Here is a 16,478-nt window from a genome sequence, read left to right on the forward strand (position 1 = left end):
TTATTATCCATCATATAGGTTTTAATTCATATCAAAAGTAGGCTTGTGAAAATGGCGTAATGGTTTTTAAAAACTAAAATTTTGACGCATATGAAACCTAAAAGTATATTTGTAAGTTTTCTCTTATTTTAATAAAGGTTAATTACCTAACCCAACCCTACCGTTCCCTCATTCATCATTTTTATTGGCATTGATTTTGCTCAGTTTTGTTCTGTAATTTTATACTATGAAAAGATTGTCCCTCGTATTAACCGTAATACTTTTTTCGCAAATGCTATCAGCCCAAGACAGTGGAGATCCGTATACATCACTTTGGAAAAAAGTGCAGAAACTAGAGAGCGAAGACCTTACCAAGTCCGCCTTGGAGATGGTTGAAACTATTTCGGCGAAAGCGGAAAAAGAGAAAAATTCAGAACAGACCGTCAAAGCATTGCTGTTTACCTCAAAGTATATCATGACTTTAGAGGAAGATTCACAACTAACCATCATCAACCGTTTTAAAGCGGAAATTAAAAAAGCGGAAACCCCAACCAAAAACATTCTAGAAAGTTACTTGGCCAATCTATACTGGCAATATTTCCAACAAAACCGATATCAGTTTTACAACCGTACTTCAACGGAAACAAAAGTAGACCATGTTGACTTTCGCACTTGGGACCTCACTACACTTTTTCATGAAATCACACTTCACTTTACGGCATCCCTGGAAAACCCAAAAGAACTTCAAAATACAGATTTAAAAGGGTTTGAAGAGCTATTGAACCAACAAAAGGGTTCTGACAGCTTCCGCCCTACCCTTTACGATATTTTAGCCCACACGGCACTGCAGTTCTTCAAAAGTGATGAAAGCAATATTACCCGCCCAGCGGATAAATATGAAATTAACGATCCGGAAACTATATGCGAGGCCTACCAGTTTGCACATCATAATTTGAGCACCCAAGACAAAACTTCGTTACAGGCAAGAGCGTTGAAAGTATACCAAGAACTCATTCTCTTTCATTTTGGCGAACCTGACTTAAAACCTTTGGTTATGGCCGATATTGAGCGCCTAAACTTTGTCTACCAGAATGGCATTTTTAAAAATAAGGAAACACTTTACGAGGAGACCTTAAAAAACTCTGCGGAGCAACTAAAGCACCATGAAACCTCTGCATTGTACCGTTATGAACTAGCGAAGTTATACCATACGCAAGGGCAAGCTTATCAACCTGAAACAAACGAAGAACCGCGTTGGAAAAAGAAAGAGGCTATTGCGCTGTGCGATGAAGTAATTGCCAAGTTCCCCGATAGTATGGGCGCCGAGCAGTGTAAATCGCTTAAATCTCAAATCTTGGCTACAACGTTATCCATGATTACGGAAAAACATATTCCGGTTAACGAGCCTTCAAAATTATTGGTCAATTATAAAAACCTGACCTCCTTACAATTGTCCGCTTACGAAGTAGACAACAAACAGATTAAGAAATTAAACAGTCTATATCCGCAAAAAGAGCAATTGTCCTTCATAAAAAAGTTAAAAGAAAAAAAGAGTTGGTCCGCATCGCTTAAAAATGAAAAAGACTATCAACAACATGGTATTGAAGTGCTGCTACCGCCTTTGGAAAACGGACAATACATTATTTTGGCTACACCCGAACAGAAAAGCAAAGACAGTTTTGCTTTTAGTCAAATTCAGGTGACCAATATGGCTTTGATTGAAACCAATGCCCAATCGGAAAAAAAATATCAAGTAATCAATAGAAATTCTGGCAAGCCAATTTCAGGGGCTAAAATGAAGTTTACTTATCTCAAGAATTATAACAAGCCCTATGCTACCAAAACTGAGAAAACAGATAAAATGGGATTTGTAACTCTTCCCTTAACGAATGATAACTGGAACGATGTTTCGGTAGAAATTAACAATAATGATGAGAAGGCTTACTTTGGCAATTATTATGTAAACAAAAAACCGGAAAAAAGCAGCGTTAACGAGGTAACAAACAAAATTTTTCTCTTTACGGACCGAAGTATTTACCGCCCAGGGCAACCTGTTTACTTTAAAGGTATTCTGATAGAAACTTTTGAAGAAAAATCGAAAGTGGTAGCTAATGAAAAGGTGTCGGCAACCTTGTATGATGTTAATGACCAAGAAATAACGGAACTCGAATTTAAGACGAATGAATTCGGTTCTTTTAATGGTGAGTTTATACTTCCAAGCTCAGGCCTAACAGGAGATTTTCATATCGAAACCGATGGTATTTCCTTGGATGCCTATAACACGCATTATTTCTCCGTAGAAGAATACAAACGCCCAAAATTTGAAACCTCTTTTGAACCTGTTACAGCGACTTATAAAGTAAATGACAGTATAAAAGTTACAGGGAGTGCTACTTCTTATGCCGGAAGTAAAATTACCGATGCCAAGGTAAGCTACCGTGTAAAACGCGCCGTGTACTTTCCACGCTGGTTTTACTGGCGTATGCCCTATTACAACAATGCTCCCCAAGAAATAGCTCATGGAGAAACTACTACAGATGCTTCAGGTAGTTTTGATTTAAAATTTAAAGCCATACCCGATAATAGTGTCTGCAAAGAGCATCTACCCACTTTTACTTATGAAATTAGTGCAGATGTTACGGACATTAACGGAGAAACGCATAGCACCACTACTTTTGTGTCCGTTGGTTATCATGCGCTTACCGCCAATATATCTGTTCCCGAGCAATGGAACAAGGACAAAAATGAAGATAATGTAACCATTTCTACCTCCAATCTTAATGGGCAACCTATATCTGCAAAAGGAACCTTGAAAATGTATAAACTACAAGCTCCAAAGCAGGTGCTGCGTTCTAGGTCCTGGCCGGCCCCTGATTATAAAAATTGGAGCAAAGAAGAGTACCGCAATCTTTTTCCACATGAGGCCTATGACAAAGAGGATCAAGCAATACATTGGGCGAAAGGTAAATTGGTGTGGCAAACTGATTTTGACACTGAGAAATCTAGTACGTTCGACATAAAAAACCTAAAAAAATGGGTGTCGGGCAAATATGTTATCGAATTGGAGACCAAGGATAAATTTGGCCAAGTTGTAAAGGAAAAAGCCATAACCACACTTTTCAGTGATACCGATAAACAATTGGCTGACAACCGCCTGTTCGACATTAAAATCGATAAACCTAATTATGAGATTGGTGACAAGGCTGAAATTACGTTATACTCAAACTCAGAGGACCTGACCGTAACCGTTACTATTGAAAAGGAAGAAGAAATCATTGATATACGTAAGATTCAATTGAACCAAAACTCAAAATCGTTTACAGTCCCGGTTACTGAAAATGATTTAGGAGGATTTGCTATCAATTATACGTTTTCTGCCTATAATTCCTTTCAATCGGGTGCATTGTCTATTTCTGTGCCTTATCCAGAAAACCGACTTGAAATCGAGACCACTACTTTTAGAGATAAATTACAGCCGGGTATGGAAGAGACTTGGTCGTTCAAACTAAAAGGACCTCAAGGAGAAAAAGTATCTGCCGAACTTTTGGCAAGCATGTACGATGCCTCTTTAGATACTTTTAGACCACACGGATGGAATTTTAATCCGCTTGCTCGAAGCTCCTATTATTCCTCCATTTACGCTAATGCCCATACCAGCTTTGGCACGAATTCATTCCGAACCTATCTGGATACAGACAGATATAGCTACTCACCGCAACAGTACGACTCCTTTAACTGGTTTGGGTTACATTTTGGTTATGGAAACTATAGCAGAGGTTTATTAACCAGAAAAATGGCAATGAGCGGTGCCCCTGTAGACCTTATGGAGGATAGTGCGCCATTGGAAGAAGTTGTCATTACCTCTTCAATGGCTCCAGAAGAAAATGAAATGGGGTTAACCAATCACAATACCTCAACTAACAAAGTTGAAAAGAAAACTGATTTAGAAAAAGTACAAATCCGTACAAACCTTCAGGAAACGGCATTTTTCTTTCCTGAATTACGAACGGATAAAGAAGGAAATGTTTCGTTCAACTTCACCACGCCAGAAGCGCTTACCAAATGGAAACTACAATTATTGGCCCATACAAAAGACCTGCACAGTTCTGTTAAGAGGTTAGAGACCGTTACGCAAAAAGAACTAATGGTGATGCCAAACGTACCGCGTTTTCTGCGTGAAGGTGATGAAATCAGCATAAGTACTAAAATTGCGAACCTCACGGATAAAAAGCTATCTGGACAAGCGAAACTTATACTTGTTGATGTACTTTCAGGAAAAGACGTCACCGAACAATTATTGAGTACGAAAGCTCAAAATGAATTCGCGGTAGACTCGTTAGGGAACACTCAGGTTTCATGGCAACTTAAAATTCCAGAAAACCTTCAGGCCGTTCAGTATACCGTGATAGCAAAAGCGGGCGATTTTAGTGATGGCGAACAAAGTGTGCTTCCCGTTTTGACCAACCGTATGTTAGTTACGGAAACCTTACCGATGTGGGTACGTAGCAATCAGACCAAAACCTTTGTTTTAGATAAATTGAGGGATAATACCTCAACTACAATACAACATCATAAACTTACTTTGGAAATCACTTCCAACCCAGCTTGGTATGCCGTTCAGGCACTGCCTTATTTAATGGAGTATCCGTATGATTGTAACGAGCAAACTTTTGCCCGATACTATGCCAACACACTAGCAAGCCATATTGCCAATTCAAACAAAAGAATAAAAGCGGTATTTGACCAATGGGCCAGTTCCGATGCGTTACTGAGCAACTTGGAAAAGAATGAAGAACTACAATCCCTTTTAATTCAAGAAACCCCATGGTTACGCGATGCGCAATCTGAGACCGAACGGAAAAAACGAATTGCGCTTTTATTCGACCTCAACAAAATGAAAGATGCACAGAGCCGTGCACTTGATAAATTGAAGAACAACCAAAAATCATCCGGGGCATGGCCGTGGTTTAACGGTGGTTCTGACAACCGGTTCATCACCCAACATATTATTGCGGGAATTGGCCATTTAAACAAACTAAACGTAACCTCTGACACACCCGACAACCAGTCTAAAGCGGAAGAAATGACCCGAAAGGCCATTGGTTATTTGGATGCCGAATTTGTAGAAGAATACGAGCAAATGAAGAAATACGCTTCCAACATAAATCATGATCATTTAAGCCAGATACAAATTCACTATTTGTACATGCGCAGCTTCTTTACCGATATTAAAACCTCAAAGGAAGTTGATAAAATTAGGGCGTATTATCTTGGGCAAGCCAAAGAATACTGGACTAAGAAAGGGCTTTATTCGAAGGGAATGTTGGCCCTCATCTTAAACAGAAATGGTCACACCACCACGGCTAATAAAATTTTAAAAGGATTAAAAGAAAACAGCATCGTGTCGGAGGAACTAGGTATGTATTGGAAAGAAAACACCCCGTCTTGGTATTGGCATCAAGCCCCTATTGAAACACAAGCGCTTTTGATAGAAGCTTTCGGAGAAATCGAAAATGATACAGAAACTATAGATAACCTGAAAATTTGGCTTCTAAAGCACAAACAGACCAACCAATGGTCTACCACCAAAGCTACCTCCGAAGCCGTTTACGCATTGCTCCTACAGGGCAGCGACTGGCTTTCCATAACCGATGCCGTTGATGTTAGCGTTGGAGGAAAAGCTATAGATGCTGAAAGGTTAGAAAATACTAAAGTGGAAGCAGGAACAGGCTATTTTAAAACTTCGTGGGATACTTCTGATATAGAAAAAAATATGGCTGAAGTTAACCTGACTAAAAAAGGAAACGGAATAGCTTGGGGCGCCCTGTATTGGCAGTATTTTGAAGATTTGGACAAAATAACATCCGCAGAAACACCTTTACAGCTTAAGAAAAAGTTATTCCTAAAAAAGAACACGGATACAGGTGAAAAAATCTCAGAGGTTACCGATGCAACAGTTTTAAAAGTAGGTGATTTGGTGCGTGTACGAATAGAACTTCGTTCTGATCGGGATATGGAATTCGTTCATATGAAAGACATGCGAGCGGCAGGGTTTGAACCTATTAACGTAATCTCCCGCTACAAATGGCAAGATGGTTTGGGGTACTATGAAAGCACCAAAGATGCCAGTACCAATTTCTTTTTCGATTATTTACCGAAAGGAGTTTACGTATTTGAATACGACTTAAGGGTAAACAATGCCGGAGATTTCAGCAATGGAGTTACTACAATCCAAAGCATGTACGCACCCGAATTTTCTAGTCATTCGGAAGGAGTACGGGTAGAGGTTGGTGATTAGTAGTTGAAACTAAACTGGGAGTTGAAATTACAAGCTCATCCGGTCTTTAAAAAGGTAAGACTGACGTCTGGAAACTTCAACTTCAACCCCATTTTTCATAGTAAGCTTAAGTTTACCATTGAACCACGGAACCACATCTCCTATATAGTTGGTGTTGATGATTTGTTGCCTATTCGCTCGAAAAAAGTTTTGAGTGGGTAGTTTATCCTCTACTTGATTTAGGGATTTGTAGAGCATTGGATTTTGGTCTTCAAAAAAGACTCGGGTATAGTTCCCTACAATATCAAAATGAGAAATATCCCCAATTTTGACCAACCAGCATTTCTCTCCATCTTTAATGAATATCTGGCTGTTTTCCGTCAACCGCTCATTTTTTGGTTCTTCGATTTCTTTCGATTTCTCTAGCTTGTTTTTCACCTTCTCCATTGCCAATGCAAAACGGCTTTCACTTATAGGTTTTAGTAAGTAATCCAGTGCGTTATACTCAAAAGATTTAATTGCAAATTCGTCATAGGCTGTAGTGAAAACCGTTATTGGAACCTCATCGAGCATTTCCAATAGCTCAAAACCATCCTTTTCTGGCATATTTATATCTAATAATAGAAGCTCGGGTTTTGTTTTTTTTATCAACTCTACCCCATTGTCAACATTTTCTGCTTCGCCTATCAACTCAATTTCAGAATAGTCTTTTAACAATTCTTTCAATTCGTTTCTTGCCAGTCTTGAATCTTCAACTATTACCGCTCTAATCTGTTTCATTCTAATGGAATTTTTATGCTAGCAACAACCTCACCTTCTATCTCTTTTAATGAAAAAGAAGCCTTTTGACCATGCAAGAGGCGCAATCGTTGCCGGATATTTTTTAACCCCAGCTGCGTAGAGTCCTTCGCTATTTTTAATTTTCCCGTATTTGCTACGGTTATAAATAAGTTTTCGTTGTCTTTTGTAACGTTCAATGTTATAGCTCCTCCATCTTTGAGATTGGCAATCCCGTGCTTAGCGGCATTCTCTATCAACAACTGAATTATCATAGGAGGTATAGGAATCTGTAATGCTTCTTCATCTATTTCTTCAACATATTGCAACCGATCTTCCATTTGTATTTTTGAAAGCGCAATATAGTTTTCTACCATTTCCAACTCTTCACATAATGGAATAGCATCTACAGTATTTTTGGCAAATGCATATTCCAACATTTCCGATAGTTTGGAAATCATTTCTTGCGATTTACCCACATCTTCAAGCATCAATCCCCTGACATTATTTATACTATTGAATAAAAAATGTGGATTTATTTGCCCTTTTAAAGTATTCAATTGTGCCTCTCTCAAGGTGGTATTTAATTCTAATTGTAATAGGTGATTTTTATTCGCTTCCAAGATAAATTTGAATATAAAATATACAATGGTCCATAACAGTACTATTACAGTTGTATCGAATATTCTAATTATGAAATTTACATTCTCCTTAAGCCATTCCAATTCACCGTCAGTTTTACCCCATATTTTTTCATATGCCAATTCAAATAAACTTACAAGCGAGTATATCAAGGCCGAACAGGATACAAATGCAACAAGTAATCTAATCACGTTTTTTTTACTAAAAATTTCAAAATCTACATTGTTTTTCAAATAGATTCTATAAATAGACGTAGAAATGATCGCCGATAAACCTGAAGTTAAAAAATCATATACCCTGTAGGTAAAGCTAAACTCTTTGAAAAGAAATACAGTAGAGTAAACTGCATACCATCCCAATATTTGCAAAATATAGAAAAGTAACTCTTTTCGAAGTCTAGTTATTTTCATTTTACTTTTCTTCTGTTCTGTTTTGATATCTAGGAATATAGAGCTTAATTAGTTTTTGTTCTTTAATAATACTTAAAGTACCTCCCTTACCATACAAAAGCCTCAAGCGTTGATTGACTTTTTTAAATCCAGTATCTTCTTTCAGACCCGTATTTAAAACTCCACTTGTATGTAAACCTAGTACCATATTATCATCTAAATTTTCACAATACAGCCTTAATTCTCTTTTGTTAGCTCCATTTACAACAGCATCATCCAACATTAATTCAAACATACTTATTAACAACATTGGAGGAACTGTGTTATCCAAAAATTCGGAGTTCATTTCGTTACTTAGTTTGATAGTATTGGGAGCATCAATTTGATATAGTTCTAAGTATTTCTGTACCATATCCATTTCATGACTAATAGATATGCTCTTCACATTTTGATTTGAAAGAGAATACCTTAAAAGCTCTGACAGATCTGTAAGCATTTTTCTAGCATTTTTTGTATCCAAAGGCATTTGTTTTCTAATACTATGTAACACCTTTATTAAAAATTTACCATTTACATGACCTTGTAAAATATTTAATTGAGCATTCTTTATACTTTCACGCAATTGCAACCTTTCTATTCTATTTTGATTATGATTACGAAGAGACTTTACAATGTAATACAGTAACGTCCATACACTTAACAAAGCCAATCCAAGAATCATTGGCCCCAATGTAATTGCTATACCTTCATGTTCCTTATGAGTTTCAGAGCCACTGCCCGCATGGTCAAGTACTATAAAGTGTTTAAATAAATATAATATCAGTACCCAAAGCATACAACATACAAATGCCAGACCAATAACCCTTGAAATATTTTTGAGATTAAATTCCAGAGTTGAATACCTCTTTAACAACCACCTATATATACTAGTAGTAATTACACCCGCGATAAAAATAGAGCTACTTATTAAGGTCGTGTCAAAAAGAGAATTGCCATCGATAAAAGCAGCATAACCAATAAAAAAAAATATAATTCCCCACCCCAGGATTTGAAGTACCCAGAAAAGATGTTTACCTAAAAAAGTAAATATTCTCATTTAATAATTAATTGATAAAGATTTTCTGGTCAGGGCATAATAAACAACATAATACCAACCAAGAAGACCGTGAAGAAGGACAAGATAAAAAACATTTCTTTTCTCCAAAGAGGCCACCAATGCAAGAAGATTACCAAAAAACAACCCACTTTGAAAATAAAAAATCACCATCATTCCAAATGAATACCCAAAAGCAACTCCTGCCTTATAAGCAGGAGAATTAACACCGGCACTATCCGCTACACCGTGTAAAAAACCATAATGGGCAATTGCTCCAATTACAAGAAAGAATATTATTATACCCACTATTATTAGGACCGCCAAGCCAAAATTTTTATAATTTTTGGCTTGTTGGGTTTTTATTTTATCGTTTGTCATTTTACCATAAATTACGATTGCCTTTGCATACATATAGAGCATGAAGTTCAAATATAGGTGTTTTGAACGCTCCCCTTAAACGATGAACGTTTTATCATCTAAGAACTATCTCAGCTAGCAATTCAATTAAAAATTTTAGTACGATTAGCATTCTCTGTTATTTTAAATTAGTGCCTTTAGCATTTCTAGAACTTTCAAAAAGATTTATAGAAACGGTGAGAAATAACACATGGAATGGTTTAGAATTACAGTACTATACTGCAGAGATAAAAATGATGGTTTCTAACAATCACCGGAATTTATTTTTTTAATTAACTGCCATCTCAAAAATACGATAGACAGCCCTGCCCAACTCTAGCCCTAAAAAGCCACCTATGGCAAGGCGAAGGGCAATACTCAAAGCAGTACGAAGAAACATTTTTCGCTTATCCGAAACGCTGACAATGTTCTCTTCTTTTTGTAAAAGCCCATTTTTATATATTGATACACCTACACCTCCGATGTATAAAAAACTTAGATATGGCTTTAGTCTGTAATTATTATCTCCTATTTTGAAAGGATGGTCTTTTCCAAACCATGAAAACCCCTCAGAGACTTTTTTACAATTCACAAGAATAGACTCCACTCCAAAAAAAGAATTATACACTTCCACATTTTTATTTTCTATACGATATTTAGCATGTTTCATAATATGTTTGATTTATTGATTATTTCTAGTTGAACGGATATAGAGGAGTCTCTAAAAGACTCCTATGTGTTTCACAAAAAGCTTATATAGATTGTAGTAATGCTACCGCATCCTCTGCGTTACTCAATTTTGCATAGTCTAATGCTGTCATACCTAATTTGGATTTTTCCGTTAAGTCCGCTCCCTTTTTAATCAATAATTGAACTAATTCTACATTGTTATATCTAGCGGCATACATTATTGGAGTCATCCCCATAGTTTTATCCTTTACCTCAACGTCAGAGCCTAGTTCCAAAAACTTTTTAACCGTTTCATAATCATTTTGAGCAACAGCCAAACTTAAAGGTGCTACGTTGGTTGTTGTTGCTTTTATTGATCGTATTGCTTTGTCCGAAGGTTTATTGTTTGCATTTGCAGTAGTAGACATTACACTAACTAGAATTCCGAAGGCGATTACTGATTTTTTCATGATATTAAATTTAAATTGTTATTGATTTGTTTTTTATTTCTGATGTAAAAGTAGCTCACCCTCTTAGGATTAGAAACGAATTTATGACCAACGGTAATTTTGACAATGCGAACGGAAGCAATAATTCACCTATTATGATGAGTGGTAAATACTACAACTTGAATGGTAATTAACCTGTATTTTGAATAGAAAAAGTGATCTTACAGTAGTCTTTTAACCACCTCAAAAGTAAATTTTCGTATTTGAATACGACTTAAGGGTAAACAATGCCGGAGATTTCAGCAATGGAGTTACTACAATCCAAAGCATGTACGCACCCGAATTTTCTAGTCATTCGGAGGGTGTACGAGTGGAGGTTGGTGATTAGTTGAAAATGGTATGTTTAAAACATACTTTACAGACTTACTGTGGGCCAAAGAAGCTTGTACACAATAACCCCAAGAATAAAACCAGAGCCTAAACCACAAAGTATAACTATCAGAAACATCTGATTAGTCGATTTATGGGATAGAATATTTACCAATGAAATTGGAGAACCATTTTTTCGGACTTCAAACCGATTTAACTTATCCCCATAGGAAGCATCCCTTTGGGCAACCCAATATCTGTTTTCACCAATAGTAAATGTATGCTCCACTCCTGCTTCCGATATCTTTTTAGAAACAGTTTTTCCGTTCAAAAGGACTTTTTCCTTTCCAAATAGGGTGTGAACCACTTCTATCTTATGGTTATCTACATAATAAAGCGCACGCTTTAGCATTAGGGACGTTGAAGTTAAGGTTCATATGGGGGTAACAATAACCTTCAAAAGACTTCATAAAGAGCTACTTATAAAAAGCAACTGTGTGAAATGTAGTTTATGAAAGGATAATCGAAAATATAAAATAATAAATTACCTACAGCAGAAAGTTTTTAACACTACAAATTGCATAATGTTAAACATAACCCTAAGTAATTACAGGCATCCCAAACATTTCTATTTGGTTGGCGGATATTTAGAAAAGACTTTTTCCACTAGAGCATGTAGTTTTTCTTCCCTAGTTTCCGGAGTCACGTTTTCTTTAAAACTACTTTGAGTTTGCCCCTGCCAAAAAAGCTCGTCCTTTTTCACATCAACAAAATCAAACCGTATTTCACGCTCCAATTTGGGCTGCCCAACAGGAATACCTACGGAAACTCCACCACCTACGCTTCTACCCGTTCCTCCTATCCCTACACCTACCGTGTTATTTCTAGGAGCCTGAAACGATTCGCTTTCTATATTAATATAAAAATCCGGGTCTTCCGAAAAGCGGATTCCTTTCAATTGCATTTCTGAATTTACAGCATGTAATAAGCGTTTGGTATCAAGCTCACTAAGACCTGTTTCCATATCAGGATAATAATTATAGGTACTATAATTAGAGAAATCGGTTGCTTTATCATAATCATAATTTACCTTGATCGCGTTACATGAGACCAAGAGTAAAATCAACAATAATGTAAAGGCATTTTTCATAGTCCAGTTTTATTAAATATAATGAATTTTAATTGGACAAAAATTTAGCTCTTACTAGCTGTTTAACATACCCCAAAGTTTATCTTTTAACTCTGTAATACCCTGTTGTGCTACGGATGAAATAAACATATATGGCACTTTCTCCAAATCTTTATCCAATTCTACGCTCATCTCTTCTATCAGTTCTTGATCGAGCATATCACTTTTAGAAATGGCTACCAAGCGCTCTTTATCCAGTAATTCCGGATTGTATCTTCGGAGTTCATCAAGAAGAATCTGATACTCTTTCCCTATATCCTTACTATCCGCAGGTATTAAAAATAATAAGGTAGCGTTACGCTCTATATGGCGCAGGAAATAATGCCCCAGCCCTTTTCCTTCGGCCGCACCTTCAATAATCCCCGGTATATCTGCCATAACGAAACTTTGAAAGTCTCTATATTCTACAATTCCAAGATTGGGTTTCAGGGTCGTAAATTCGTAAGCCGCAATTTTTGGTTTAGCTGATGTTATCACTGACAACAATGTAGATTTACCGGCATTAGGAAAGCCTACAAGACCAACATCTGCTAAAACTTTAAGTTCCAGAATTACCTCTACCTCTTGCCCGGGAATACCAGGTTGCGCATATCTTGGCGTCTGGTTGGTACTGGTTTTGAAATGCCAATTACCTCTACCGCCCATTCCGCCTTCGGCTAAAATTCTCTCTTCATCGTGTTCGGTAATTTCGAACAGTACCTCAGAGGTTTCTGGGTCTTTAACTACAGTTCCTAAAGGCACATCCAAATAGACATCTTCACCATCTGCCCCGGTACTACGTGATTTACTACCATGCTCACCGTGACCGGACTTAAAATGTTTTTTGAACTTAAATGTAACTAACGTCCATAGGTTTTGATTCCCTCGTAAAATAACATGGCCTCCGCGACCACCATCACCTCCATCAGGACCACCTTTGGTAATGTACTTTTCTCTGTGTAAGTGCACAGATCCTTTTCCGCCTTTACCAGATTCGGCGTAAATCTTAACATAGTCTACAAAATTGCCCTCGGTCATTTCTTATACTTTCAAAAAATTATCATCAAACTAGTTTGCAAAAGTACGTAAATAAGAGAAGCTCAAGACAGAACGATTGATGTTTAAAAAGTTCCGAATGCAAAACCAAGTAAGGTTCTTAATCCTCAAGCTGAAAATCTATTGTAGAAACTACTCGAACCAATTTTATCTGAGGTGTATTTTGGTCTCGGTTAGAAATAGAAAACAAGCCTTGTCTCGCCACACGAATATCACCCACATTTGCTTTACTATCTCTTGCAAACTTCTCAGCAACTTCCCGTGCATTTTTGGTTGATTCCTCTACCATTTCAGGCTTTAGATCGTTCAATTTTGTAAAAATATATTCTATGGGCTGCCAGCTATTTTTAGAACCTAACAAAATACCATCTGAAATAAGTTCAGAAGATTCTGCCAGTGCTTTTTGTAATTTTTCTATATCACCGGTACGAACCGTAATTTCAATATTGGCCAAATATCGGTATTGGCTGTACTGAGAATTTGAGTTATAAATATTTGCCCGTGCATCCGTTACATTAATCACGCCACGAGTAAGCTCATCTTCAGCAAAACCCAATTCTTTAAAAAACTGAACAACTTTCTTGTTTTGTCCTTCAATATCTTGGCGTAGTGTAACCAAATCGTTTCCGGTAAGCGATATATTCATGGGCCATACAGCAAGGTCTGCGGCTACCTCGCGTTCAGAAAGCCCCTTAACCTGAACATAACGGTCAGATTCTTTTCCGAGTCGGTGCATGTTTCCTATAAAATAGCCTGCCACCATAATGGCAATAGCTATAATCAGTGTCTTCAACCAACTTAGCTTTTCCATCGTAACCTATTTATAGTTCTTCAATAACCTTACCAAGGCGGTGGGTTATCTCATCTATAGCACCTATACCGTTTACACTGTGAAACTTATTTTGGGTTTCATAATAGTCTTTTAACGGTGCAGTCTTCTCATTATACTCATCAAAACGATTCCGTATTTTAGATTCATCTTGATCATCGCTACGCCCACTTACTTTCCCTCGCTCTAACAAGCGTTGAATAAGAACCTCATCATTGGCCTCTAAGGCAATGGTGGCATCTATCTTCATGTCTTTAGAGGCTAAAAAAGTATCTAAAGCTTCGGCTTGCGCAGTTGTTCTTGGAAAACCATCAAAAATGAATCCGCTTGCTTCTGGATTTTTCTCTACTGCATCTTGCAACATTTTAATAGTTACTTCATCGGGCACCAAATCACCACGATCAATGTATGATTTTGCAAGTTTACCCAGCTCGGTATCATTTTTCATGTTGTAACGGAAAAGGTCTCCCGTAGAAATGTGTTTCAGGTTGTACTTCTCCTTTAAAAATTCCGCTTGGGTTCCTTTTCCGGCACCCGGTTTCCCGAACAGTACGAGATTGATCATATGTTTTTGGTTTAATTGGTAAACTTCCTTAAGGTTTCGGCCTAACTCATTATAGTCCAAACCGTAACCTACAATAAATTTATCGGGTATATCAATACCTATATAGTCAATGGTGTATTCACCATTATATATTTCTGATTTATAAAAAAGACTAGCTACTTTAAATTCTTTGACATTTGCTTTTGAGAAAAGATGTACCAGCTTTTTTAGCGTGCGGCCCGTATCTATTATATCTTCCAGAATAATAACACTGCGGCCCTCAATATCTTCCGAAACATCTAAAAGTGTCTCCACAATACCTGTAGACGTCAGACCTTGGTATGAGCTTAGTTTTACAAACGATACCTCACACGGATGCTGATACTCCTTTAAAAAATCTGAAATAAACATAAACGCCCCGTTGAGCACCCCAACAAAAATTGGAGTTTCATCTTTGTAGTCTGCCGCAACCTGATCTGCCACGCTTTTTACAGCAGCTTTTATTTGCGCCTCGCTTAAGAACGGTTTAAAATGTTTATCGTGTAGCTTTATCACATCAATTTTTTAAAGAACGGCTAATATAACACTTTGATTTTGCTTTTTTAAGTACACACCTTGCGTTTTAAGAATTCGATGTATTTTTGCAGCAGTTATAAATCAATTGCATGTCAACAGAAAAATCATCAGACTACTTTTCGTCACCATTTAAATTGGGAATCCTAGGCGGTGGCCAACTTGGAAAAATGCTACTTTACGAAACCCGTAAATTTGATATTCATACCGTAGTTATGGACTCTTCGGACGAAGCGCCTTCAAAAATAGCATGTAATGAATTTATTTTGGGCGACCTGATGGATTTTGATGCCGTATATAATTTGGGAAAGCAGGTAGATGTACTTACCATAGAAATTGAAAACGTAAATGTTGATGCCCTGGAAAAACTTGAAGACGAAGGTTTAAAGGTTTTTCCTCCTACCAGAGCACTAAGAATTATTCAGAACAAGGCAAAACAGAAGCTTTTTTACGTGGATAATAACATACCTACAGCCAATTTTCAAAGGTTTGCGTATAAAAGTGAAATAAAAGATAGTATTTCAAACGAAGCGCTTTCATTTCCTTTTATCTGGAAAGCAGCCCAATTTGGCTACGATGGCCAAGGCGTAAAAGTTGTTCGTAAGATTGAAGATTTAGACGGGCTGCCTTCCGGTGAGTGTATTGCCGAAGAAATGATCGACTTTAAAAATGAGCTTGCCGTTATCGTAAGCCGAAGTGCTAGTGGTGAGGTAAAAACCTATCCAGTGGTAGAAATGGAATTTCACCCGGAGGCTAATCAAGTAGAATATGTAATCTGCCCTGCAAGAATAGACGGTACGGTTGCTGACAAAGCGCAGGAAATAGCTTTAAAAGTTTCGGAAAAAATACAGCATGTGGGGCTTTTGGCAGTAGAACTTTTTCAAACCAAAGATGACCAAATAATGGTTAACGAAGTTGCTCCAAGACCGCATAACAGCGGGCATTATAGCATAGAGGCTAGTTACACCAATCAATTTGAACAACACATACGTGCTATTTTAGATTTGCCTTTGGGCGATACTAAAAGTAAAGTAACGGGCATCATGGTTAATTTAGTAGGTGCAGAAGGCCATACCGGTGAGGTTACCTATGAAAATATGTCCGAAATTTTAGGAATGGAAGGAGTTACGCCTCATATTTACGGCAAAAAAGAAACCCGTCCCTTTAGAAAAATGGGCCACGTAACCATAGTAAACGAATCTATTTCCGAAGCACGTAAAATTGCGCAACAAGTAAAGGAAACTATTAAAGTGATAAGCAAATAA

14 protein-coding genes and 1 pseudogene are annotated in these 16,478 nt (G+C 37.2%); 4 read left to right on the forward strand and 11 right to left on the reverse strand.

What is annotated here, in order from left to right:
- Positions 1–226: 226 nt before the first annotated feature.
- The gene (locus tag P0077_RS04530) at positions 227–6,277 is read left to right on the forward strand and encodes an alpha-2-macroglobulin family protein (RefSeq protein ID WP_276167953.1); all 6,051 of its coding nucleotides are present in this window, start codon (positions 227–229) and stop codon (positions 6,275–6,277) included.
- 27 nt (positions 6,278–6,304) lie between these two features.
- On the opposite strand, the gene P0077_RS04535 is transcribed toward P0077_RS04530, so the two are convergent.
- The 6 genes from P0077_RS04535 to P0077_RS04560 form a co-directional block, all read right to left on the reverse strand.
- On the reverse strand, positions 6,305–7,036 hold the full coding sequence (locus tag P0077_RS04535; RefSeq protein WP_276167954.1) for a LytR/AlgR family response regulator transcription factor: 732 nt from the start codon (positions 7,034–7,036) through the stop codon (positions 6,305–6,307).
- Positions 7,033–8,085 (reverse strand): sensor histidine kinase, encoded by a 1,053-nt coding sequence (locus P0077_RS04540; protein WP_194528715.1) that lies wholly within the window; start codon positions 8,083–8,085, stop codon positions 7,033–7,035. The genes P0077_RS04535 and P0077_RS04540 overlap by 4 nt, the downstream gene beginning before the upstream one ends.
- Before the next feature lies 1 nt (position 8,086).
- Positions 8,087–9,160 (reverse strand): sensor histidine kinase, encoded by a 1,074-nt coding sequence (locus P0077_RS04545; protein ID WP_276167956.1) that lies wholly within the window; start codon positions 9,158–9,160, stop codon positions 8,087–8,089.
- The gene (locus P0077_RS04550; protein WP_276167957.1) at positions 9,161–9,538 is read right to left on the reverse strand and encodes a hypothetical protein; all 378 of its coding nucleotides are present in this window, start codon (positions 9,536–9,538) and stop codon (positions 9,161–9,163) included.
- Between the two features lie 307 nt (positions 9,539–9,845).
- Positions 9,846–10,226: a hypothetical protein gene (locus P0077_RS04555; RefSeq protein ID WP_276167958.1), complete on the reverse strand. Its 381-nt coding sequence runs from the start codon at positions 10,224–10,226 to the stop codon at positions 9,846–9,848.
- An 82-nt stretch (positions 10,227–10,308) separates the two neighbouring features.
- On the reverse strand, positions 10,309–10,695 hold the full coding sequence (locus P0077_RS04560) for an ankyrin repeat domain-containing protein (protein ID WP_276167960.1): 387 nt from the start codon (positions 10,693–10,695) through the stop codon (positions 10,309–10,311).
- A gap of 26 nt (positions 10,696–10,721) precedes the next feature.
- Here P0077_RS04560 and P0077_RS04565 point away from each other — a divergent pair, with 26 nt between their 5' ends.
- Together P0077_RS04565 and P0077_RS20955 are read left to right on the forward strand one after the other, a co-directional pair.
- On the forward strand, positions 10,722–10,868 hold the full coding sequence (locus P0077_RS04565) for a hypothetical protein (RefSeq protein WP_276167961.1): 147 nt from the start codon (positions 10,722–10,724) through the stop codon (positions 10,866–10,868).
- Positions 10,869–10,927: 59 nt separating this feature from the next.
- Positions 10,928–11,062, forward strand: a pseudogene (locus P0077_RS20955) (alpha-2-macroglobulin family protein); the annotation flags it as partial.
- Between the two features lie 27 nt (positions 11,063–11,089).
- Here P0077_RS20955 and P0077_RS04570 read toward each other — a convergent pair.
- From P0077_RS04570 to P0077_RS04590, 5 genes are all read right to left on the reverse strand, one after another.
- Entirely contained in the window at positions 11,090–11,455 is a 366-nt protein-coding gene (locus tag P0077_RS04570) for a hypothetical protein (RefSeq protein ID WP_276167962.1), read from the reverse strand.
- A gap of 216 nt (positions 11,456–11,671) precedes the next feature.
- On the reverse strand, positions 11,672–12,193 hold the full coding sequence (locus tag P0077_RS04575) for a DUF4136 domain-containing protein (protein WP_276167963.1): 522 nt from the start codon (positions 12,191–12,193) through the stop codon (positions 11,672–11,674).
- 54 nt (positions 12,194–12,247) lie between these two features.
- Complete coding sequence (gene obgE, locus P0077_RS04580) at positions 12,248–13,249, reverse strand: GTPase ObgE (protein ID WP_276167964.1); 1,002 nt, start codon at positions 13,247–13,249, stop codon at positions 12,248–12,250.
- Positions 13,250–13,367: 118 nt separating this feature from the next.
- Positions 13,368–14,078 carry an SIMPL domain-containing protein gene (locus tag P0077_RS04585; protein ID WP_276167965.1) on the reverse strand — a complete coding sequence of 237 codons (711 nt, stop codon included), beginning with the start codon at positions 14,076–14,078 and terminating at the stop codon, positions 13,368–13,370.
- Between the two features lie 10 nt (positions 14,079–14,088).
- Complete coding sequence (locus tag P0077_RS04590) at positions 14,089–15,195, reverse strand: adenylate kinase (protein WP_276167966.1); 1,107 nt, start codon at positions 15,193–15,195, stop codon at positions 14,089–14,091.
- Between the two features lie 110 nt (positions 15,196–15,305).
- Here P0077_RS04590 and P0077_RS04595 point away from each other — a divergent pair, with 110 nt between their 5' ends.
- Positions 15,306–16,478, forward strand: a complete 1,173-nt coding sequence (locus P0077_RS04595) for a 5-(carboxyamino)imidazole ribonucleotide synthase (RefSeq protein ID WP_276167967.1) — start codon at positions 15,306–15,308, stop codon at positions 16,476–16,478.

The organism is Zobellia alginiliquefaciens (genome assembly GCF_029323795.1).
Lineage (GTDB): Bacteria > Bacteroidota > Bacteroidia > Flavobacteriales > Flavobacteriaceae > Zobellia > Zobellia alginiliquefaciens.

What these genes read in the sequence shown, in the direction of transcription:
- P0077_RS04530 (WP_276167953.1), top strand. Translation starts at nt 227, where the DNA reads ATGAAAAGATTGTCCCTCGTATTAACCGTAATACTTTTTTCGCAAATG.
- P0077_RS04535 (WP_276167954.1), bottom strand. Translation starts at nt 7,036, where the DNA reads ATGAAACAGATTAGAGCGGTAATAGTTGAAGATTCAAGACTGGCAAGA.
- P0077_RS04540 (WP_194528715.1), bottom strand. Translation starts at nt 8,085, where the DNA reads ATGAAAATAACTAGACTTCGAAAAGAGTTACTTTTCTATATTTTGCAA.
- P0077_RS04545 (WP_276167956.1), bottom strand. Translation starts at nt 9,160, where the DNA reads ATGAGAATATTTACTTTTTTAGGTAAACATCTTTTCTGGGTACTTCAA.
- P0077_RS04550 (WP_276167957.1), bottom strand. Translation starts at nt 9,538, where the DNA reads ATGACAAACGATAAAATAAAAACCCAACAAGCCAAAAATTATAAAAAT.
- P0077_RS04555 (WP_276167958.1), bottom strand. Translation starts at nt 10,226, where the DNA reads ATGAAACATGCTAAATATCGTATAGAAAATAAAAATGTGGAAGTGTAT.
- P0077_RS04560 (WP_276167960.1), bottom strand. Translation starts at nt 10,695, where the DNA reads ATGAAAAAATCAGTAATCGCCTTCGGAATTCTAGTTAGTGTAATGTCT.
- P0077_RS04570 (WP_276167962.1), bottom strand. Translation starts at nt 11,455, where the DNA reads ATGCTAAAGCGTGCGCTTTATTATGTAGATAACCATAAGATAGAAGTG.
- P0077_RS04575 (WP_276167963.1), bottom strand. Translation starts at nt 12,193, where the DNA reads ATGAAAAATGCCTTTACATTATTGTTGATTTTACTCTTGGTCTCATGT.
- obgE (WP_276167964.1), bottom strand. Translation starts at nt 13,249, where the DNA reads ATGACCGAGGGCAATTTTGTAGACTATGTTAAGATTTACGCCGAATCT.
- P0077_RS04585 (WP_276167965.1), bottom strand. Translation starts at nt 14,078, where the DNA reads ATGGAAAAGCTAAGTTGGTTGAAGACACTGATTATAGCTATTGCCATT.
- P0077_RS04595 (WP_276167967.1), top strand. Translation starts at nt 15,306, where the DNA reads ATGTCAACAGAAAAATCATCAGACTACTTTTCGTCACCATTTAAATTG.